The sequence below is a fragment of the Flavobacterium sp. XN-5 genome, from assembly GCF_008033395.2.
Taxonomy (GTDB): domain Bacteria; phylum Bacteroidota; class Bacteroidia; order Flavobacteriales; family Flavobacteriaceae; genus Flavobacterium; species Flavobacterium hiemivividum.
In genome coordinates this window covers 87063-107916 of sequence record NZ_VOGZ02000011.1, presented here as the reverse complement: position 1 = coordinate 107916, position 20854 = coordinate 87063, and the positions used below count along the sequence as shown (strand labels likewise).

At 30.9% G+C, this 20854-nt stretch carries 19 protein-coding genes and 1 tRNA gene; 14 read left to right on the top strand and 6 right to left on the bottom strand.

The genetic code is table 11. The features are described 5' to 3' along the window. Positions 1-330 precede the first annotated feature (330 nt). The 9 genes from FQU23_RS15290 to FQU23_RS15250 all read left to right on the top strand — a co-directional run bounded on the left by FQU23_RS15290 (position 331) and on the right by FQU23_RS15250 (position 10313). Positions 331-1659, top strand: a complete 1329-nt coding sequence (locus FQU23_RS15290) for a site-specific integrase (RefSeq protein WP_147674605.1) — start codon at positions 331-333, stop codon at positions 1657-1659. A 480-nt stretch (positions 1660-2139) separates the two neighbouring features. Continuing rightward, positions 2140-4731: a hypothetical protein gene (locus FQU23_RS15285; RefSeq protein ID WP_147674604.1), complete on the top strand. Its 2592-nt coding sequence runs from the start codon at positions 2140-2142 to the stop codon at positions 4729-4731. Between the two features lie 71 nt (positions 4732-4802). Further along, positions 4803-5087, top strand: a complete 285-nt coding sequence (locus FQU23_RS15280) for a helix-turn-helix domain-containing protein (RefSeq protein ID WP_147674603.1) — start codon at positions 4803-4805, stop codon at positions 5085-5087. 3 nt (positions 5088-5090) lie between these two features. Then, positions 5091-5522 carry a hypothetical protein gene (locus FQU23_RS15275; protein ID WP_147674602.1) on the top strand — a complete coding sequence of 144 codons (432 nt, stop codon included), beginning with the start codon at positions 5091-5093 and terminating at the stop codon, positions 5520-5522. Positions 5523-5525: 3 nt separating this feature from the next. Next, a complete protein-coding gene (locus FQU23_RS15270) occupies positions 5526-7124 on the top strand; it encodes a phage/plasmid primase, P4 family (RefSeq protein WP_147674601.1) in 1599 nt (532 codons plus the stop codon). Continuing rightward, complete coding sequence (locus FQU23_RS15265) at positions 7124-8203, top strand: DUF6371 domain-containing protein (RefSeq protein ID WP_147674600.1); 1080 nt, start codon at positions 7124-7126, stop codon at positions 8201-8203. Before FQU23_RS15270 ends, FQU23_RS15265 begins: the two co-directional genes overlap by 1 nt. An 86-nt stretch (positions 8204-8289) precedes the next feature. Continuing rightward, complete coding sequence (locus FQU23_RS15260) at positions 8290-8898, top strand: membrane lipoprotein lipid attachment site-containing protein (RefSeq protein WP_147674599.1); 609 nt, start codon at positions 8290-8292, stop codon at positions 8896-8898. 198 nt (positions 8899-9096) lie between these two features. After that, positions 9097-9552 (top strand): hypothetical protein, encoded by a 456-nt coding sequence (locus FQU23_RS15255; RefSeq protein ID WP_147674598.1) that lies wholly within the window; start codon positions 9097-9099, stop codon positions 9550-9552. 167 nt (positions 9553-9719) lie between these two features. Continuing rightward, a complete protein-coding gene (locus FQU23_RS15250; protein ID WP_165425780.1) occupies positions 9720-10313 on the top strand; it encodes a hypothetical protein in 594 nt (197 codons plus the stop codon). Between the two features lie 232 nt (positions 10314-10545). On the opposite strand, the gene FQU23_RS15245 is transcribed toward FQU23_RS15250, so the two are convergent. The 5 genes from FQU23_RS15245 to FQU23_RS15225 form a co-directional block, all read right to left on the bottom strand. Next, positions 10546-10619 (bottom strand) — tRNA-Arg (locus tag FQU23_RS15245). Positions 10620-10949: 330 nt separating this feature from the next. Continuing rightward, positions 10950-11090: an SsrA-binding protein gene (locus FQU23_RS16270; protein ID WP_147674596.1), complete on the bottom strand. Its 141-nt coding sequence runs from the start codon at positions 11088-11090 to the stop codon at positions 10950-10952. Between the two features lie 60 nt (positions 11091-11150). Further along, the gene (locus FQU23_RS15235) at positions 11151-12935 is read right to left on the bottom strand and encodes a M56 family metallopeptidase (RefSeq protein WP_147674595.1); all 1785 of its coding nucleotides are present in this window, start codon (positions 12933-12935) and stop codon (positions 11151-11153) included. Positions 12936-12969: 34 nt separating this feature from the next. Next, the gene (locus tag FQU23_RS15230; RefSeq protein ID WP_147674594.1) at positions 12970-13338 is read right to left on the bottom strand and encodes a BlaI/MecI/CopY family transcriptional regulator; all 369 of its coding nucleotides are present in this window, start codon (positions 13336-13338) and stop codon (positions 12970-12972) included. 298 nt (positions 13339-13636) lie between these two features. Next, the gene (locus tag FQU23_RS15225) at positions 13637-14854 is read right to left on the bottom strand and encodes an MDR family MFS transporter (RefSeq protein WP_147674593.1); all 1218 of its coding nucleotides are present in this window, start codon (positions 14852-14854) and stop codon (positions 13637-13639) included. A 268-nt stretch (positions 14855-15122) separates the two neighbouring features. Between FQU23_RS15225 and FQU23_RS15220 the strand changes: the two genes are divergently transcribed. The 5 genes from FQU23_RS15220 (at position 15123) to FQU23_RS15200 (ending at position 18876) form a co-directional block, all read left to right on the top strand. Next, complete coding sequence (locus FQU23_RS15220; protein WP_147674592.1) at positions 15123-15725, top strand: DUF1684 domain-containing protein; 603 nt, start codon at positions 15123-15125, stop codon at positions 15723-15725. Next, complete coding sequence (locus FQU23_RS15215) at positions 15725-16387, top strand: TatD family hydrolase (protein WP_147674591.1); 663 nt, start codon at positions 15725-15727, stop codon at positions 16385-16387. Before FQU23_RS15220 ends, FQU23_RS15215 begins: the two co-directional genes overlap by 1 nt. 36 nt (positions 16388-16423) lie before the next feature. Further along, on the top strand, positions 16424-17140 hold the full coding sequence (locus FQU23_RS15210; RefSeq protein ID WP_147674590.1) for a ThiF family adenylyltransferase: 717 nt from the start codon (positions 16424-16426) through the stop codon (positions 17138-17140). A 163-nt stretch (positions 17141-17303) separates the two neighbouring features. Next, on the top strand, positions 17304-17957 hold the full coding sequence (locus FQU23_RS15205) for an HAD family hydrolase (RefSeq protein ID WP_147674589.1): 654 nt from the start codon (positions 17304-17306) through the stop codon (positions 17955-17957). Positions 17958-18033: 76 nt separating this feature from the next. After that, positions 18034-18876, top strand: a complete 843-nt coding sequence (locus tag FQU23_RS15200; RefSeq protein WP_147674588.1) for a DUF2911 domain-containing protein — start codon at positions 18034-18036, stop codon at positions 18874-18876. 215 nt (positions 18877-19091) lie between these two features. Here FQU23_RS15200 and FQU23_RS15195 read toward each other — a convergent pair whose 3' ends face one another. Next, positions 19092-20807: a sodium:solute symporter gene (locus tag FQU23_RS15195; RefSeq protein WP_147674587.1), complete on the bottom strand. Its 1716-nt coding sequence runs from the start codon at positions 20805-20807 to the stop codon at positions 19092-19094. Between the last annotated feature and the right edge of the window lie 47 nt (positions 20808-20854).

Genomic DNA, 20854 nt, shown 5'->3' with positions numbered 1-20854 from the left:
TTCGACTAACTAATATATATGCTTAATTTTTGCTGCTCCACAGGTTTTCGTGTTGATCCCTGATTTTATTGATTTTTTTAGCCTTAAAGCATAAAAAAACCCCAACATCTGTTGGGGTTTTGTGACCTTGACTGAACTACAATCATTACAATCGCTTTAAATCATTTGCATTCTAATTATTGCAAATATATCAATAAATACAATACTTACAGAGTTTTTTAATAATGTAGTTTTATTTAATTGATTGTTTTAAAATGCAACTAATTGTGTTTAATCGTACGACTATCGTACAAATTTATTATTTTTGTATTGTTAAAAAACAGCAATACGATGGCAACAGTTAATTTTTTATACCGTTCAACAAAAGACAAAGCAAATTTGCAATTACGATTGCTTTACAGTTTCAATGGTAATAATTTTGTTTTTGGAGCAAATACAAAGTTTGAAACTACAAAAGACTATTGGAGCAAAGAGCATAAACAAAGGAAATTTAAAAAGACTAGTGATGTTATTGAATCTAATAAAATTCAAGATCTTAAAGCAAAACAAAACGAAGTTGATGCAGAACTTAATAAAATTGAAAATCACGTTTTAAATGCGTTCAACTTTGTAAGTCCTGATACTATCTCAAAAGAATGGTTACAAACTCAAATTGATCATTACTACAATCCACCACAAGAGGAAGAGCCACTACCAAAAGGATTATTAAAATACTTTGATTATTTTATTGAGTGCAAAAAGAATGAAATTACAGTAGGAACTTTAAAAAAGTACAATGTATCAAAGCACTTATTGGAGCGTTATGAATCGGATAAAAAAACAGTTATTCAAATAATTGATGTAAACGAAAAATTTAAACTAGATTTTGAAAAATACTGTTTAAAGCACAATTACGCACCAAATACAATTTCAAAGGACTTACGAACTTTAAAAACGGTTTGTAATCACGCCAAACATAACGGTATTACCACAAGCCATCAATTAGATACTATTAAAACGCCAAATTATAAAACTGAAAAAATATATTTAACTTTTGATGAACTTCAAAAGATAGAAGAAATTGATAAAAGGCGTTTAAATGATAACTATGATAATGCAAAAGATTGGTTAATTATTTCGTGTTATACGGGACAGAGAATTTCTGATTTTATGCGTTTCAAAAAAGAAATGATACGTTATGAAAAAAACAAACAAGGAGTTTTAAAACCATATATCGAATTTACACAAGTTAAGACTGATAAAATTATGACCGTTGCACTTCATCCAAAAGTTATTGAAATACTCGATAAAAGAAACGGTAATTTTCCAAAGGTAATTTCGGACCCTAAATATAATTTATTCATTAAGCAGGTTTGTAGAATTGCTGAAATTGACCAAAAAATAAAAGGTAGTAAGTTGAATGATTTGAATAAAGACGTAGAAGAAAAGAAAAGTAAAAAAGACGATGTGAAACAATATCGTAAAGAATCAGGAATGTTTCCTAAATGGGAATTAATAACCTCACATATTGGAAGACGTTCATTTGCTACTAATTTTTACGGTACGATACCTACAACTTATTTAATGAATGTAACAGGGCATAGCACCGAAGCAATGTTTTTAAATTATTTAGGGAAAAGCAATAAAGATTTGGCAATAGAAATAGCTAACTATTTTTAATTTGTAAAAATAAATGTTTTATTTTAGGTGCATACTTTACACCTTTTACATAATATAGCAAAAATATACAATTACAAATATTACAAGATTTTGTAAAATCATTGATTAATAAAAAGTGAAGTCAACTCAATAATTAAAAGATAGACAACAAAATGAATACAAAACACAAATATAATAGAGTGGCAATAAAAACAGTATCTAACAATAGATAATTAAATTAAATAAAAGCCTTTTAGTTTTATATTTATTTTTAATCTATGTAATTTACTTACATTTGAATTGCTTGATTTATGTGCTTTATTAGGTTGTCAGAAAGAAGCGCTTAAAAAGCCAAAACATTTTGGAACTAAAAACCAAAAAACCGATGCACCCTATTAATAAGTTGCGTTTTTCTTTTGAAAAAAGACCCATATAAAATGAGTTATAACCTGAAACGTAAACTTTAGAATTAATTTTTCAGAAGCTTGAATAAATTTCATTATGAAACAAGATAAAACAAAAGTTGATAATTTTGAACAAATAGACATTGACAATAGAGATAAAATTTGGACAAATAATGAACTTAATAACATTCTACAAAGCTATACAAAACCAAGAACAAATGATGCAGGTTTAGAATTAGAGCCACTAACAAGACTTGTCAATTTTTGTGAATATACGTCTTACATAACAGATGAAAAATTATTGAATGAAGCTATTAACTACATAAAAAAAGAAAGTTACTTAATAGATACTGATAAGAAATTTGAAGCATTAAAAAATCGATTTAACAAAGTATATTCAGATAGTGATTGGAAAATTATTAAAGCAATTTTTTATTCTTTAGAAGCTCGTTTTCAAATATTTATAGCTAATATCAATCCTAGTAATTATAACCAGCCTTTTTTTTATTTTGAAATAAAAGACAGGGTTATTTATCATAATCTAAATTTTGTAAAAGAAATTACATTAAGAAATTCTGATATAGATTTTAAAGAAAATATTAAAGCATTACCTATTGAAACGAGAAAGGAAATATATGACAAAAGGATTGAATCTCTTATAGATTTAGATTATAAACACGGAACAAATATTTCATCAAAAACAATTAAATACCTTAAAAAAAGTAAAAAAAGTTTAGATACTATTATCAAACCCACAATACAAGTATCTCAAAAAATTTCAGAAATCGAAAAAGATGAGGTTTTTAACGAAATGGTTTTTGATAAAGGACTATTTTATTATAGTGATATTCATAAAGTTAAAATTCAAAATGCTTACAAGAATCTTGAAAATGACTTTGAAACAAAGGAAGATTTTGTAAAGGCAGTCAATAGTTTGTTACACGCAAACGGATTACATTTTTATAGTAAATTAAGAACCATTACGAATGAATCTGAATTTATAAAATATATCCAAAGTCAATATGATTTGTACAATGAGTACACCCCGAACAATAGCTTAAATTGGCTGGATTTTACTAAAAAAGCCATTATGTATGGGTTTGGTATTTTACGGATTGAAAACGAGCATTTAAAGGCTTTGTTTATGAATTGGTATAATGACATTTTAAAAACAGTAATACCTGAACAACCTCAACAAGATAACGAGATAGATATTTACTTAAAATCATACAACGAAAGTCATTTTGATGAGGTAATGATTAAACGGAATGAAGACGGAACACCTAATAATATTTATTTAGGTAATAATTTTAATGAATGGCTTACGAATATAGATAGAAATCTTTTAGCTAATAAAAGTTATGATGCTGAAACACAAGACAAATTAAGTGCTTATAATAAATATTTGCTCTTTTTGGCACAAGATTTAATTGGGTTATACAAAGCAGTAAGTGGTTATGAAAAAACAAATAACCTAAGTTTTATTACATCTATACACATACAAGAAAATAAGGTTTTACAAAGTCTAAAATCAATTAAATTTTATGATGAAATAGTTAAACATTACTCAAGAAATAAGCAATTTCAAAAAGCAAATGATATTAAAGATTATTGTATTTCATTATTTGATAATTGTGTTTATAATCTCAATGATGTTTTAACTATTGATATTTATAAAAGTCCTTTGAAAACACATTTTGAAGATGTGAAAACTGATTTAAAAAACTCAATTAATTTTAAAGATTTAAAAATCTTAAAAGATTTAAGTGAAATTAAATTCGAAATACCTACACAAGATTATAAAAAATCTTCTTTGGTAAATAATGGAAACATTACTTTAAAAGGAATCTACCAGCCCATTGTTTTTACTTTAAAAGAATATGAATCAATTTATGAGAGCAGACTTTTGGAACATCTTAAAATTCATATTGATTACGATGTTAATCACTTTATTTTAGAAGATATAAGTCACTATAAATTTTACATTAGTCTTATTGAATTTATAGGTTGTGTTCCTGATGATATGATGAATGAAAAACACAAATTTGCTATAATTAATATTGCGGATTTTGATTATAATAATTTGTACTTTAAAGAGGGAGCAATAGATTCTTTTTTTCATCAAAGCGAAGAAAATGATAAAGGTTATGTGATAATAGAAGAAGCAAGACCCGATGTAATGAATGTGATTAATTTATTTAAAAACCTGACTTTTGACGAATTTATTTTTAAAGGACATAATTTAAAGAACTCATTCAGATTGATTATTAAATTTTTAAAGAAAAAAAGAAAAGAATTAAATGTAAATAAAATTAAAACACAAACAGATTTAAATGTACAAATTGAACAACCCGAAACCAATGAACCTGATGAAAGTTTACTGAATAATCAAGATATTAAAATCTTTAAAAGTGACATTGGTTTTACTTTATTTACAAAAATGTTTGAACTTTATAAAACAGAACGTACACACCTTGCAAATTTTAGTTTTCTATTTTTTGCTATGGAAAAGGATTTTCTAGTTTGTAGCCAAGCGGAGTTCGTTAGGTTTTTAGAATCCGAAATATACGATATAAGTATTGGTAAAATTGATAATAGGCATTTGGAGTGGCAAAAAAATAAAAAAGCAAAGCTTTACAACTCAATTAAAGAACCGTTACAAAAAAAGCACGAAAAAAGCACAATTTAAGCATATAAACGTGCCTGTAAAACATTGAAAATCAACCCAATTTTGCTAATTAAATTAAACGATTTAGCAAAATGACAAATTCAATCTTACTTCAAAATGTAAGTCCCGAACAGTTTACGGAACTTATAACAACAGTCTTCAAAAAAGAATTAGAAGACTTTAAAAAAGAGTTAATTACTCAATCTGAAAATGATGACCTACTAAGTAGGGAGCAACTTTTGGAACTACTACAAATTAACGCTTCAACTTTATGGCATTGGCAAAACAAAGGACGTATTACAGTCTATAAGTTTGCTAATAAATGCTACTATAAAAGAAGTGAAATAATGCAATCGTTAATTGCTTTAAAAAAATAGGCTATGAGTATAAATACAAATAGCCTAAACCCGAACGGAAACGGACAAGGCAAATATAACGAAAAATTAAATCAATTAAAACAGTATGTTAGTCAATCGAAATACATAGAACCACTTGAACAAATCAAAGTTTGCAGAAGTTTTGGCTTGCCTTATTTGAAAAATGTATTTAGAGACGAATATAGAAAACGTTTTTATACTTTTCTTTTTACCAATGTAACTACTTGTGCAGATGTCACAAAGCATACTTCAATACCTCAAAAATACCTTTGCGAATGTAAAGCTTATTATGAAAAAAAGAAGCTTTTAAAGGTAGTTGGTTTGAGTAATTGTCCAGTAACCAATTCAAGAAACGTACAGTTCTTGTCAACAAATCCAAACAATTGGAATGATGCTTTTTTACTACCTAAGTCGAACCAATTAAATTTATTTTAGGCTATGGACAAACAAAACGTAAAAGAGCTAATTACAAACGAAATTGTAAAGCTGGAAAATAGTATTGAGCCTATTCTTAAAACAACAGACGATATTTTAAACGAACTGATTAAAAGTATAGGAAAAATTAATTTTATGGTTTTGGCTTTTCCTGAGAGTGAAGAACTTCAAAGGAAATTTGCACAATTGAAAATTGAGATATTTGGCAATATTGAAAATAAAGTTGAACCAATTTACAGCGATAAAGAAAGTGTAGAGTACAAACGAGCTTTTAAAGATTGGCAAGATACAGGCAAAGAGCTAAACAAATGTAAATTGACTAAGAATCATTATTTAATTATTTGTATTGAGCAACTTTTAAAAATTGCTGAAGTAAACAAATGGGGTTTGTGTAAAAAAAACAACTTCATTTATTTATTTAATGGTTGCTATTGGACTGAAATAGACAAAGAACGCTTTCAATTCTTTTTAGGAAACGTAGCTTTACAAATGGGAGTTGAGAAATTCAAAGGTAAAATTCACACGTTCAAAGAAGATCTTTTCAAACAGTTTATGTCAGATGCTTATTTGCCAACGCCTAAACCTAAAAAGGATTGTGTTTTAATAAATTGTTTAAATGGTACTTACGAGATAACCGCCACAAATAGACGATTACGCAATTTTGATAGGAATGATTTTATAACGCACCAATTACCTTTTGAGTATGAACCTGAAGCGACTGCATCATTATTTCAGAAGTATTTAGATGAGGTTTTACCTGATAAAGACAAACAAAAAGTATTTGCTGAGTATTGTGGTTACATATTCATTAAACCAAGCGTTTTAAAACTTGAAAAGATGCTTATTCTTTTTGGAAGTGGTGCAAATGGTAAAAGTGTATTTTTTGAGATATTAAACGCCCTTTTAGGTACTGAAAACATCAGTAACTATTCATTACAAAGTCTAACGAATGATAACGGTTATTTTCGTGCTAAAATAGGTAATAAGCTGGTAAACTATGCAAGTGAGATAAATGGCAAGTTAGAAACAGATATTTTCAAACAAATGGCGTCAGGAGAACCAATTGAAGCACGTTTGCCCTATGGAGAGCCTTTTGTTTTGAATGAGTATGCGAAATTAATTTTCAATTGTAACGAACTACCAAAGGACGTAGAGCATACGAACGCTTATTTTAGACGGTTTATGATTATTAATTTTGATGTCACTATTCCTGAAGAGAGGCAAGATAAACAACTACCTATTAAAATAATAGATCACGAATTATCAGGGGTTTTCAATTGGATTTTGAAAGGTTTAGACAGAGTACTCGAGCAGAAAAATTTCAGTAAATGTGAAGCTATTGACAACGCTCGAATCGACTATGAAAGGCAAAGTGATAGCGTACAATTATTTATAAGTGAGAATGGATTTATTAAGGCAACAGACGATTATATTTTAATTTCTGATTTGTACCCACAGTATAAAAACTTTTGTATTGAGGACGGATATAAGCCCGTAGGAAAGTCAAATTTCATTAAACGACTAGGACATTATAAAATATTTGTAAAGCGTTTAAACGTGGGTAATGTAGTTTATTTAACTACTGCAAGTACTATTTTGTAATGGAAGCTTTTAAATATACATTGGACAAGGGAACTAAGAAGTTTCTTTGTCCTAATTGTGACAAGAAAACATTTGTTAAGTATGTGGATAATGAAACAAGTAGTTACTTAAATGATGAGTTTGGAAGATGCGACAGAGAACAAAATTGTAATTATCATAAAGCACCGCCAAAGGGCAAAAAAGGCTATTTAATAAAAGTCTTATCGTTAAGAGATATTTCAGACAAGGCTATTAGTTTAACAGATGAGTTTGGAATTATTACTATTGTTCCAAAATCACAGATATTGGAGCAAACAAAAAGTGATTGTTATATTTCGGAATGGTTTTTAAAAAACAGTATCATTCCTTATGTAACAAATGAGTTTAAATACTTCTATTCAAATATTTCAACTTTAGTAAATGAGTTAAAAGAAGCGGTTAAACCTCAACAAATAAAGTCAGGTTCACATTCTTTGGAATTATTAGATAAAATGTATAACGATAAACAAACAGATCATTTGTCTGAATATTTAAAGACGAGATTTTCAGAAGATGACGTTTTCAAAGCAACTCAAAATTATTTCATTACAGGTACAAATATTTGCTGGTTTTACTCAACTGTTTTTTGGCAAATTGATGACAAAGAAAAAATTCACGCTGGAAAAATAATGCAATACGATAGGTTTACAGGCAAAAGAGTAAAAGAGCCTTACAATCACATTAATTGGCTACATAAAGCGGTAAACGAGCCTGATTTTAGTTTAAATCAATGTTTGTTTGGCTTGCATCGAATTAATGAAGACTATAAAAAAACGATTGCAATTGTAGAAAGTGAAAAAACAGCCATCGTAATGAGTATTTTGTTACCTCACTATATTTGGCTTGCATCAGGGAGCAAAGGAAATTTTAAATTTGAGATGCTTAAACCTATCAAAAAAAGAAATATCGTTTCATTTCCTGATAAGGGAGAGTATAACAATTGGTTAAATAAATCTATTGAATTAAATGCAGTAGGATTTAAAATTTCAGTTAGTGACTTATTGGAACAAACCGAGTTTGAAAACGGTTATGATTTAGCAGATTATTATTTGGATTTTTAAACAAGCACGTTTGTTTACGGGAAACCGTAAGGTAAATAATATTCAATAAATTAGATTTGAAGATTGCTAATTTAACTTTTATGAATATGAAAAAAATAATATTTTTTGCGTCTATTGTATTATGCCTAAGTTCTTGTAAACAAAATCAGGTAGAACAAATTGAATTTGAAGAGATTGTTGTTGACACAAGTGTTGTAGGGGAAACTTACAAAGGGGAAAATTCAACTATTGATAGTGCAGTGATAAAAAAATTAAAGCCATTGTTTAGACAAAAAACAGATGAGTTTAGTGAAGATAAAACTACTTGGATTACACCAATTGAATCTGCTAAATATAGAAATATGAATGGTATTTATTGCTATTTTTCATCAAATAACTTAAGGTTTGTATTTCAATATCATGCTGATAGTTGGTTATTTATAAACAAATGTCAATTTTTAATAGATGGAGTAGCTTTTGAATATGTTCCGTCAAATTTAAAAAGAGATAATGATGAATCAGGAATTACGGAATGGTATGATGACCCTTTAGATGAAAACAACAAAAAAATATTAGTTGCTTTGTCAAATGCAAAAAGCGTTAAAGTAAAACTAATTGGTGATAATTATGTAGACTATATGATAATCTCTAAGAAGAAATTGGGATCGATTAAAAATACTTTAGATTATTATAAAGCTTTAGGTAATAATTTCTAAAAAAAACAACAACTTCATTCAAGAAAGGCGTTCCGTTATAGTTCGCTTTTTTTGTTTTTAAATATCACTAAAAGTGGGTATTGTAGATAGTTGTATAAAAATGTTTCTTTACTACTGCTTTGTAAAAAGTCCAGTAAGATAAACATTTTAGCTTTTATATTAAATCGTTGTAACTTATCAATCTATAAATTAAAGAAAATGAAAAAAATAATTAAAATTATTAATATCTCTTTGTTTTGCACAATATGTTTTTTTACTTCTTGCAAGGAAGTACATAAAATGAATATTGAAGCTGAATCTGAAGCAGAAGCCGAAATTAAGAGTGAAAAATTGGATGAAGAAATAAAAATGCTTGAATACCAACAATCAAAACTTCCAAAAAGTGAATCCGAAATTAAACAGGAAGAATCCGAAAAACAGCAAGAAGAGATGAACAATAATAAATCTTTTTCTTTTTCAAAAAATAAAGATATTGGGTTTGTGTATGTTGAAATAAAAAAAATAAAATTCAACTGTACAGATAAAGAATCAGAGGTTAATGCAAAATATAAACTGTACCTAAAAGCAAAAGAATTAAAAGGGGATGGTATAATTGACTATAAAATTAATTTCACACCTTTTTATTCTTCAGGTACGATAGTTAAGAAAAAATAATAACTAGACAAATATTAAAAATATTAAAGGCGTACCATAACGGTACGCTTTTTTTTGTGTTATTTTCAGACAGTTAATGTGGGATAACCTCAGTAAATAAAGGTATTTATGGCAAAAAAACACTATCTTTAAAGTTCATTATTCTTTAATAATTTAGGTTATTCTCTATGGGACGTTATGCTAATTATCCAACAACAGTTGAGGACTGTTTAACATTATCAATCAAAAAATTAAAAGAATGGAATTACTTAAATTTTTTGGGTACAAAATCGGGTACAATAACTTGGAGTAGGAACGGAGAGAAACATTCAAGTATTAGTATTTCAGTAACTAATAATAGTTTTGAAATGTATGCTACACTAGATTATAAATGTAATGGAGAACCTACCAAGTACAAAGTAGAAATTATTGGTAAACCATCAAACTTAGGCAAAGGAGAGGTTTTTTATTTTGTTTGTCCAATAACCAAAAAACATTGTCGGAAATTATATTTACATAGTGGATATTTTTACCATAGAGAAGCTTTTAAAAGTTTGATGTACTCAAAACAAATAGAAAGTAAAAAGAATAGGGATTTGTTTAAAATATTTGAAGCCAGCCAACTTTCAGATGAGATTTATGAAGAACGATATAAAAAGTATTTCAAAACTCACTATAAAGGAAAAGAAACAAAACGTTTCAAAAGATTAAATACTAAAATTCAAATTGCAGAAAGTTTCCCGCTGGGAACTCTTGAAAGTTTATTGATGAGTACATACTAAAATAGATTACAGTAGTATTCTAAAGTAGATTAGAATAGACTTTTGATTAATCAATATAATTCAAATTTAGTAGTGTAAGAAGTGTAAAATGTGAAGCTAAAAGAAAACCTTTTTTATTAAGGAAAACCAACAGAAAAGCACTTATAAACCTCAACAATACAGAAATCGTACAAATCACTAAATAAAAAATCCTTAAACTACTGATTAACAGTGCGTTTAAGGATTTAACTAGTGACCTTGACTGGATTCAAACCAGTAACCTCTTGAGCCGTAATCAAGTGCGCTATTCAGTTGCGCCACAAGGCCATTTGCAAGTGGTTTTAATAACCTGATTGCGGGTGCAAAGATAGGGATAAATGTGTATTGTGCAAGTGTAAATCAAAATAAAAATAAAAAAATATCAAGGCTATGAATTAGCTATTTGATATACAGTGATTTCCAAAATAAATAATTTTAATTAATTGTAAAATAAATTTTGTTTTGAAGCCTTAGCTCCTTTATAATACCTCAATAACATGAAAATACTACGGAAAAGTCAATCAGAGTGTACATATTGAATAAATCAAGTACCTAATCGAATAAGGAATACTTGCTTTTTTTTAATTCTATGGAATCCCATGGTTAAAGTAATTTGAATTATCCCAAAGCTCTTGTAGTTACATAATAGCGGAAACCGATGATTACCATCTGCCATTTTTTGGCTTTAGCCAAGTCTAAGCACTGTTTAGTGAAACTGGGTAAGATAAGTTTGTTGATTCGTGCTAGTATTTTAAACATATGTTTTTTTCAAAGATATAAAAAAAGTCGATCATGATAATGGCCGACTTTTTTGCTGTTTTAGTTCGAATTTAATTTTGATTGGTAGGCTTCCATCTTCTTTTCGTACACTTTCATCTCCTTTTCAAAAACTTCCATTTTGGCATTGAAAGGTTCCATTTTTTTATCAAACTCGGACATTTTTTTATCAAAAGCTGCAATTTCAGGTTCCATAGCCTTCATCTTAGTGCTATATGCTTCCATTTTTTTATCAAAGTCCGCCCACGCTTTTTTGTCGCCATTTATAGGATCTCCCAAAGGCGCTTTAGGAGCCGTTGGAAAGTTAGGCATTTTTGGTATTTTAAAGTTAAAAGTAGGCGGAGTAGGCGGGGTTGGAGGCTGTGGTATAGTTTGTCTGTTGTCTACGTAGTTTTTGGTTACAATATGAATTGAATTTTTACCACCTACACCATTTTTTTGTACATCAACTGCGCTTATCGTATTTGGACTTAAACTTTCAGCTTCCAGTGGACTTACTTTTTTTCCATTAACATAGTATTCGGGATTTTGGGGAGCTGAGTTTTTTTCTGATGTAGTGTAGACCGTTTTTACGGTATAAGTACCTCTGGTTCCCTTCAATCCATTCAGATTTGTAGGATCCGTTTTTTCTAAATCCAAATCTTCTGTTGGTTTGTTACTTTCAAAAATACTGGATGAGCTCGTTTCTTTATCCTTTGTAACAATGTAAATTGTAGATTTAGTACCATTTTTAGATACATTCATCGTTGCAATTGTAGCAGGATTAGTGCGATCCATATCTTCTTTACTTACTTTTTTTCCGTCAATAAAAATTTCAGTATTGGCGTCAATCCCTTTATTACTGGCAGTATTTACTATGATTGTTTTAATTTTTTTAGCACTGTCGTTTTGCTGTTGCGCTAAATCATTTGTGCTAGGTGGTTTATTTGTACTGATTTTAATGATTTTTTCTGTTACCTTTTCTTGTGCTACTACTTCAATTTGAAACAATAACACAAAGGCAATTAATCCTGGTACCACAGCAGCATACTTCCAAGAATTCCTTTTGTTTGATTGATTTTTGTTTAACATGACGATTCGTTTTTTGATTAATGATTGATAAAAATGATTGGTGATGGCAACACAATTCTCTTGTGTTGTTATTTTTAAAAGCGTGATTTGGTAGGCCTTTTTATCGGATGTTTTTTTAGAAGCTTCGCTGTCTGCAATAAATTCTAGATTTTGTAGGATTGCTTTTTTGTAAAGCCAAATGATAGGATTGAACCAAAACAATATGCAAAATAGGCGCGAAATCAATACGTCTACGGTGTGAAGTTGTTCACTGTGGACTTTTTCATGTTCTATTATACTTTCAAGTTCCGCTGGGCTGTATAAAGCCGAATTGTACACAATGGTATTAAAGAAAGAAAAAGGCGCGAGGTTTTCTTTGATGTCAATAAATTTAAAATCGGCTTGTTTATGGACTACTTTGCCTTTAAATACACTATTTAAACTATAAAATTCAAAACCAAATTTTGCTAATAATCCTATGATTCCTATATAATAAGCTGCGATTAAAGCCAAGTACAAGTATTCTTTTATATAATCTTTATCTACAGTCCTTGTTATAGGAATATTGGACCAGTCTATCGTACTCGGGCTTGGATCTACCCAAATTATTTTAGTAAAAACCAGTAATGGTAAAAATGCCGAGCTAACTAAGCCAACCAAAAGGAACCAACGATTGCTCGTAAAAAAAGTTTCTTTTCGCAACAAAAAATGATAGGCTAGAAAGAACAGCAAAAGTAATCCACTGGATTTGATCAGATAAACATAGAGTGTTTCCATAATTCAATTTTTTTAAAGAAAGCGCTTTTACAAATTATTTTTCTGTTTTTGGTTCTTCAATCATAGCTAAAATTTCGCGCAATTCTTTGGCCGAAATTTTCTCTTCTTTGGCAAAAAAAGACACCATATTTTTATAGGAACTATTGAAATAATTATCAATAGCAGTATTCATAAAACGTTTTCTATATTCTTCAATACTTACTATTGGGTAGTATTGATGCGTATTCCCAAAGGCGTTATGTGAAACATATTCCTTCTCCTCGAGGTTCCGCACAATGGTCGAAAGCGTATTGTAATGGGGTTGGTCTTCAGTAATTTCAGCCATGACTTCCTTTACAAAAGCTTTTTTTAACTTCCATAAAATGTGCATGATTTCTTCTTCTTTGTTCGTTAACTTTTGCATGATTTCTTTATTTGGATCAAACTTACAACTATATTTATAGTTTACAAACTATTTTTATAGTTATTTAACTATTATTATAGTTCTAAAGGTGTTTGTTTGTAAAAAGATCAAATTTTTATGCTTAAAAGAATACTTTAATAACGGAGAGTTCTAATGAAAATGAGTCCGCGTGAGGGATAGAAGCTTGCTACCAAAGTAGCGCGCATAGCCCGACAGCATTGCAGAAAGGGGCTAATGAACAGTATTGTTATATAGCCCCTTTTCGCAATGGGGTCACGCCAAAAGTAAAATTATTAGATTAATTTTGTTCCAGGCGAACTAGTTTTTGCAACCAGATACAACCGGCTAGCGAAAGGATTCCTAAAGTTCCCATTACAAACCAATTCGTCTGATAACCGAAGTGTGCAATGATTTCAAGTCCTGTTTTTGAACTCGCAATATGTGCCAAGCTGAAACTCATCGTGAATAATGCCATGTAGCGTCCTTCGTGACCTTTTGGTGCTCTGCTTAAAGCAAAAGAATTAGAGAATGGGAAGATGAACATTTCTCCAAAAGTGATAAAAAGTATGCTTACTATCAGCATCCCAGCCCATATATTGATCATTAAAACATAGAAACTAATGGACATAAGTAGCGTTCCCCATAGGATAATCTTGAGTTTATCAATGTTTTTTCGTTGGCTAATGCTGACAATAGGCATTTCCAGAAAGAAAATCAGTAGCCCGTTTAGAGATAATAGAAGTCCGCTTTGAAATTCACTAAGTCCAAATTGCTCATTGTGATACAGGGGTAAAGTGGTAAAAAGTTGGAAGAAAAGCATTGCCGTTATAAAGCATACAAATAGAAAAACCCAGAAAACTTTGTCTTTGAAAACTGAGGGTAGTATTTCGGTTTTACTATCTACAAGTTTTAAATCAGCCGGGACTTTGCGTTCTTTTACGAGTAAACTAAAGATTAAAATGGATACGATGCAAGAAGTTCCGTCTATCCAAAATAGTCCGCTATATCCTAAATTCATGATGATTAAACCTCCTAATGCGGGTCCGGCAGTGAATCCTAAGTTTACTGCTAAGCGTACTAAAGTCAATGCTCTGGTGCGATTTTCGGGTTTTGCATACGTACTCAAAGAGACAAACATGGCGGGGCGAAACATATCAGCAACGGTCATAATGAATAACATGGCAAAACACAATCCCCAAAATGTACGTACATATTGTACTGCAAATAATAATAATCCGCTGGTTAACAAACTGAAAACCATTATTTTATAGAAACCTATTTTATCGGATAATTTACCTCCAAGCCATGAGCCCAACATGGATCCAAAACCAAAAGCAACCATGATCCAGCCCACTTGTTCGTAGGTGAAATTCAAATCCTCTTTTAGGTATTTCGATAAAAACGGCAAAACCATCGTACCGGCACGATTGATAAAAGTGATAAGGGTTAGAATCCAAATCTCTCTTGAAAATCCTTTGTAATTATTTATGTAGCGGTTAAAAGCAGTTTTGAGCATGAGGTGAATTTCTGTACTGCAAATTTACAATGTTTTTTTAAGAGCTTCTTCCAGTCTCGTCTAAAAAGACGAGATTACACTATTTTCTTTTTTTCGAAAAAAAGGAAAAGGATTTTCACTGCTATTTGGGCTATACGTGTGTGCCATTGACTTTATTTATTTTTACACGAACCCTCGATGAGAAGCGAGTAAACACCAAGGCTACTTTGCTTTAAATTAACTTTGTTGCTTTACAACTTTTACGCTATTTTTGCATAAAATTATTCAAATGAGAATTAGTCTGCTTTTTGTTTTTTTGATACAATTGAATTTTGGCTTTGCCCAACAAAAATTTGACCGTGCTGCCGTATCCAAATTTCAGCAGCAAATCAATTCTGAATACGCTGATCCTGAGAAATCTCCTTTGATGGAAGAAGATTTGGCTACATTCAAAACCTTAGACTTTTATCCAGCAAATGAAAAATATTTTGTAACTGCTAAATTCGTTCGTACCAAAAAAGAAAAGCCTTTTGAGATGAAAACCACTGGCGAAAGAACGCCCCTGTATGTGAAATATGGAGAAGCTCATTTTACTTTGGAAGGAAAAAAGCTCAAACTGAATATTTATAGAAATATTGCGCTGTCTGAGAAGCAGGAATATAAAGATTATTTGTTTTTACCTTTTTCAGATTTGACTTGTGGTAAAGAAAGTTACATCGGCGGGAAATATATTGATTTTAAAATCCCAAAAGGAAAAACCATAGTCATTGATTTTAATACTTCATACAACCCTTATTGCGCCTACAATCACAAATATTCTTGTCCGATAGTACCGCTGGAGAATGATTTGGATGTCGAGATAAAAGCAGGTGTTAAAAAATTCCATGACTAATGAAATTCTTCAATTTACATACCCATAAATTTACGAATCAAGCTAATATTATAGAATTAGTAAATCAATATCCGCAGGAATTTGATGCTGCAATTGCGCATTATTCCATTGGGATTCATCCTTGGTATATTGTTGAAGATAGAGTGGAAGCTGATTTGGCCCTAATCGAAAGTAAATTACAAGAACCGAATTGTCTCGCTATTGGCGAATGCGGATTAGACAAAAGAATCCAAATTTCATTCGAATTGCAACAAATCGTTTTTGAAAAGCAATTGGTTTTGGCCGAAAAATACAATAAACCAGTGGTAATACACTGTGTGGCTGCTTTTCAGGAAGTAATTGAAACTCAGAAGAAAATGAATATTTCGGTTCCAATGATTGTCCACGGTTTTTCAATGAATAGCCAAATAGCCAAACAACTATTAGATAATGGATTTTATCTTTCCTTTGGAAAGTATTTATTGCGCTCCCGAAGTCTTGGGACAGAATTAGAAGCGGTTTTTAAAAGTATTCCAAATAATCGTTTTTTCTTAGAAACAGATACTGTAGAAGAAACGATAAGTGAAGTATATGAATTAGCCGCAAATTATAAGAATATCACAGTTGCTGAATTGCAAACAGAAATAAATAAAAACGTCGTAGACGTTTTTAAAATTGAATAATGAAGTTTTAGAACTTTAAACTTTAAACAAAAAAAGATGGCAGAATGGACAGAGCGCGCAGAGCTTTTATTTAAAAAAGAAGGCTTAGGAAAATTACAAAAAGCCAATGTATTGGTTGTGGGGTTGGGAGGTGTAGGATCTTTTGCAGCTGAGTTTTTGGCTAGAGCAGGAGTGGGAACAATGACAATCGTAGATGGAGATGTAGTAGACATTACAAATATTAACAGACAATTACCAGCTTTACATTCTACTGTGGGACAACCCAAAATTACTGTTGTTGGAGACCGTTTAATGGATATTAATCCTGAATTGAAACTAACGAGAATCGAGGAATTTCTTTCGCCAGAGCGTGCGTTTGAGGTTGTGACTGAAGAATTTGATTATATTTTAGATTGTATTGACAGTGTGACGCCTAAACTAAATTTGATCATTGCAGCCAAAAGAAAAAGAGTGAAAATTATTTCGAGTATGGGTGCCGGTGGAAAAATGGAAGCAGCAAAAGTAAAGGTAGCCGATATCAGTACGACCGTGAATTGCTTTTTAGCAAAAACTATTCGAAGACGATTAAAAGAAGTGAAAATAGATAAATTAAAGGTGATTTACAGCTCTGAAATTCAAGATGACGCCAGTTTAAAAATGACAGATGGTTCTAATTATAAAAGATCTTTTTACGGAACAAACAGTTATATGCCTGGACTTTTCGGTTTGTATGCCGCAGAGACTGTGATTCGCTATTTGCTTAAAAGAGAGTGACTAGAGAGCAGTTTTAAGTGATCAGTGATCAGTTTTGAGTGATTAGTGTTCAAGTTTTATTGATCAGTTTCTAAAAATCTAAACTCTATATTCTATTCTCGATTATCTAAATTTTCTTTTCTCTATATTCTAATCTCTAATTTCTAATTTCTAACAAAAACAAATGATACAAACAGTAATTTTCGACATGGATGGTGTAATAGTCGATACAGAACCCGTACACCGTTATGCTTATTTTCAGCATTTTGACGAATTGAATATTAAAGTAAGTGATGAACTTTTTACTTCTTTTACGGGAAGTTCAACACGAAACGTTTTTCAGAATTTGAAATTGATGTTTAATATTGATCAAGAAGTAGAAGATTTAATTCAGAGAAAGAGAACTATTTTTAATGACGCTTTTGATAGTAAAGCAGATTTAGAATTGTTAGACGGAGTAGAAAAGTTAATCAAAGAGTTTCACGAAAAAGGAATGCAGTTAATTTTAGCTTCTTCCGCTTCAAAGGTTACGATTGAACGGGTTTTTGGGCGTTTTAAGTTGCACGACTATTTCACACATATCGTGAGTGGCGAGGATTTTCCAAGATCGAAACCTGATCCGGCAATATTTGTGCATGCGGCATCGTTATCAATTGCTCCTAAATCAAATTGTATCATAATTGAAGACAGCACAAACGGTGTTAAAGCGGCGAAAGCTGCAGGGATTTATTGTGTAGGTTATAATAGCATTCATTCGAAATCACAGGACTTAACTGAAGCAGACGTGATCATCAACCATTTTGACGAATTGAATTTTGAAAAAGTAGCTCAATTCTAAATTTGAGTTTATTAAATAATTAACATTTAGGAGCATTGTAATTTGTAAATTTGAAAAAAATAAAAAAAAAAACAAGATGAAGAACTTTCTTATTTTAGTAGCAATTATTATTGCAAATTTCACCATTGAAGCTCAGGTAAGAACACCAGAGTCAAGCCCGAAGACGACCATAAATCAGGTTGTAGGTCTTACAGATGTGGAGATTGTGTATTCTCGCCCTTCGGCAAGAGGAAGAGCGGTTTTTGGTAATTTAGTTCCTTTTGGGAAACTTTGGAGAACTGGAGCGAACCAAAATACGATAATTTCTTTTAGTGATGATGTGGTTATTGGTGGTAAAACCTTGGCAAAAGGAAAGTACTCTTTATATACCGTTCCAAATATTCAAAGCTGGGAAGTAATTTTCTACAAAACAACTGATAATTGGGGAACACCAGCGGATTTTAAAGAAGAAAATGTAGCCTTAAGAACGACTGTAAAAGAAGAAGCTTTGTCTAAGCCGGTAGAAACACTTACCATTGGAATTAGCCGTATCGATACTGATTTTGCATATTTAGAAATCTATTGGGAGAATTCATATGCTGCTTTAAAATTTGAAGTACCTACTAAAAAAATGGCAATTGAAAGTATCAATAAAACAATGGCGGGTCCATCTACTGGAGATTACTTTGCTTCAGCTCAATATTATTACTTAGCTAATCTAGATGTAAATAAAGCAAAAACATATATCGATAAGGCACTTGAAGCTACTGAGAACAAACCTTTCTATTATTTGAGGTTGAAGTCTTTGATTGAAGCGAAACAAGGAGATAAAAAAGCGGCTATTGAAACAGCTAAGTTATCACTTGCTGCTTCTGAAGCTGCAGGAAATCAAGATTATGTAAAAATGAATAAGGACAGTATTTCTGAGTGGAGTAAATAAAAAGTTTCTCCTTTATTATAATAAATCCCGTCTCGACAATTAAAGTCAGACGGGATTTTTCTTTGGTATAAAATCAGTCTTATAGTTATCGCTTTAGACCTTGTAGATATTTTAGAAACGTCACTAGCTAAAAAAAAAAGTATTAATTCTATTAATACAAAAACGCTCCCAATCGTTATCAGGAGCGTTTTTGTATTAGCAATTCTAGTATAATATTAAGCTTTTTCTTTTCTAAATACAGTCGACTGCAATAACGAAGAGAGCACAATGGTAAGCATCGCACCTATGAAGTTTAGCCATAAATAACCTAGCTTTTCTTCGCCACTTGGATAAATGTAAATCGCATAATAGTATATTATGAAAATCGTAATTTGACTGATTAATGCACTATAAAAGATAGCCCTAGCTTTTACGAATTTGATATAAAACCCTACTAAGAAAATCCCAAGTACCGTTCCGTAGAAAATGGAGCCAATAATATTTACCAACTGGATTAAATTTTCGAATAAGGTACCAATACAGGCAAATAAGATGGCGATAATTCCCCAAAATAACGTGAAGAACTTAGTTGCATTTAGATAATGCCGATCTGATTTTTCTACTTTTAAATTACGTTTGTAAATATCAATAGCGGTCGTAGAAGCCAATGCATTTAGGCCAGATGCCGTCGAGGACATGGCTGCCGACATGATTACCGCCAATAGAAGTCCGATGAGTCCTTTAGGCAGGTAATTTAAGATAAAGTGGAAAAACACATAGTCTTTATCATTTGTTTCACTGCTACTATCAGCTTTTAAGATAATTTCCTTAGCATGATCTCGTAGCTCTTTTTCTTTTGTAGATAATGCAACTAATTCCTTTCGTAGAATTGGATTATCATAATCTTGATTAAGCTGATCTATATAGAGTAAGTTTATCACTTTTTTATCTTCTGAAAGCGCCTCTAGTTTCTTCTCTAAAGCCTGATATTCATCTTTATATTGTGATTTATCAACGTTAACTTTATTATTTGGATTGAAATTTAAAGGTACTGGGTTGAATTGGAAAAAAACAAAAACCATAACTCCAGTTAATAGAATAAAGAACTGCATAGGCACTTTTAAAAGGCCATTCATAATTAATCCCATTTGACTCTCACGAACAGATTTTCCAGATAAATAACGTCCCACCTGCGATTGATCTGTCCCAAAGTAGGCTAATGCCAAGAAAAAACCACCTGTGATTCCGCTCCAAAAAGTATATTTATCTTCTGGATCTGTAGAAAAACTAACGATATTCATTTTATCATTTGCACCAGCGATATGCAAGGCATTACTGAAAGTCATTTCATTTGGTAAGAAATGTAAAATCAGAAAAAAGGTAATAAACATCCCCGACATGATCACGAACATTTGTTGCTTTTGGGTAACATTCACTGCTTTCGTACCACCAGAAAAGGTATAGACAATCACCAGCACACCAATAACAATGTTCATATACGTAAGATTCCATCCCAGAATAGCTGATAGTATAATTGCTGGCGCATAAATGGTCAGTCCAGTTCCTAATCCACGTTGAAATAGAAAAAGTATCGCCGCAAGCGAACGCGTTTTTAAATCAAATCGTTTCTCGAGGTATTCATAAGCGGTGTAAACCTTGTATTTGTGATATATTGGAATAAAAGTTAAACAAATAACAATCATAGCAATAGGCAATCCAAAATAAAATTGCAAAAATCCCATTCCATCGTGATAAGCCTGGCCCGGAGTAGATAGAAAGGTGATGGCGCTGGCCTGGGTTGCCATTACAGAAAGCCCAACAGTGTACCAAGGGGTTTCGTTACCACCTAGAATAAAGTCCTCAACGTTTTTACTTCCTTTTGTTTTCCAAGCACCGTAAATTACAATAAAAAGTAAGGTTCCTATAAGAACAATCCAATCGAATAACTGCATAGTTTAAGAGTATAATTTCATTATTAGATAAAAAGCTAGGATATAAA

Coding starts and splice junctions, on each gene's coding strand:
- FQU23_RS15290 (WP_147674605.1), top strand. CDS start 331: ATGGCAACAGTTAATTTTTTATACCGTTCAACAAAAGACAAAGCAAAT.
- FQU23_RS15285 (WP_147674604.1), top strand. CDS start 2,140: ATGAAACAAGATAAAACAAAAGTTGATAATTTTGAACAAATAGACATT.
- FQU23_RS15280 (WP_147674603.1), top strand. CDS start 4,803: ATGACAAATTCAATCTTACTTCAAAATGTAAGTCCCGAACAGTTTACG.
- FQU23_RS15275 (WP_147674602.1), top strand. CDS start 5,091: ATGAGTATAAATACAAATAGCCTAAACCCGAACGGAAACGGACAAGGC.
- FQU23_RS15270 (WP_147674601.1), top strand. CDS start 5,526: ATGGACAAACAAAACGTAAAAGAGCTAATTACAAACGAAATTGTAAAG.
- FQU23_RS15265 (WP_147674600.1), top strand. CDS start 7,124: ATGGAAGCTTTTAAATATACATTGGACAAGGGAACTAAGAAGTTTCTT.
- FQU23_RS15260 (WP_147674599.1), top strand. CDS start 8,290: ATGAAAAAAATAATATTTTTTGCGTCTATTGTATTATGCCTAAGTTCT.
- FQU23_RS15255 (WP_147674598.1), top strand. CDS start 9,097: ATGAAAAAAATAATTAAAATTATTAATATCTCTTTGTTTTGCACAATA.
- FQU23_RS15250 (WP_165425780.1), top strand. CDS start 9,720: ATGGGACGTTATGCTAATTATCCAACAACAGTTGAGGACTGTTTAACA.
- FQU23_RS16270 (WP_147674596.1), bottom strand. CDS start 11,090: ATGTTTAAAATACTAGCACGAATCAACAAACTTATCTTACCCAGTTTC.
- FQU23_RS15235 (WP_147674595.1), bottom strand. CDS start 12,935: ATGGAAACACTCTATGTTTATCTGATCAAATCCAGTGGATTACTTTTG.
- FQU23_RS15230 (WP_147674594.1), bottom strand. CDS start 13,338: ATGCAAAAGTTAACGAACAAAGAAGAAGAAATCATGCACATTTTATGG.
- FQU23_RS15225 (WP_147674593.1), bottom strand. CDS start 14,854: ATGCTCAAAACTGCTTTTAACCGCTACATAAATAATTACAAAGGATTT.
- FQU23_RS15220 (WP_147674592.1), top strand. CDS start 15,123: ATGAGAATTAGTCTGCTTTTTGTTTTTTTGATACAATTGAATTTTGGC.
- FQU23_RS15215 (WP_147674591.1), top strand. CDS start 15,725: ATGAAATTCTTCAATTTACATACCCATAAATTTACGAATCAAGCTAAT.
- FQU23_RS15210 (WP_147674590.1), top strand. CDS start 16,424: ATGGCAGAATGGACAGAGCGCGCAGAGCTTTTATTTAAAAAAGAAGGC.
- FQU23_RS15205 (WP_147674589.1), top strand. CDS start 17,304: ATGATACAAACAGTAATTTTCGACATGGATGGTGTAATAGTCGATACA.
- FQU23_RS15200 (WP_147674588.1), top strand. CDS start 18,034: ATGAAGAACTTTCTTATTTTAGTAGCAATTATTATTGCAAATTTCACC.
- FQU23_RS15195 (WP_147674587.1), bottom strand. CDS start 20,807: ATGCAGTTATTCGATTGGATTGTTCTTATAGGAACCTTACTTTTTATT.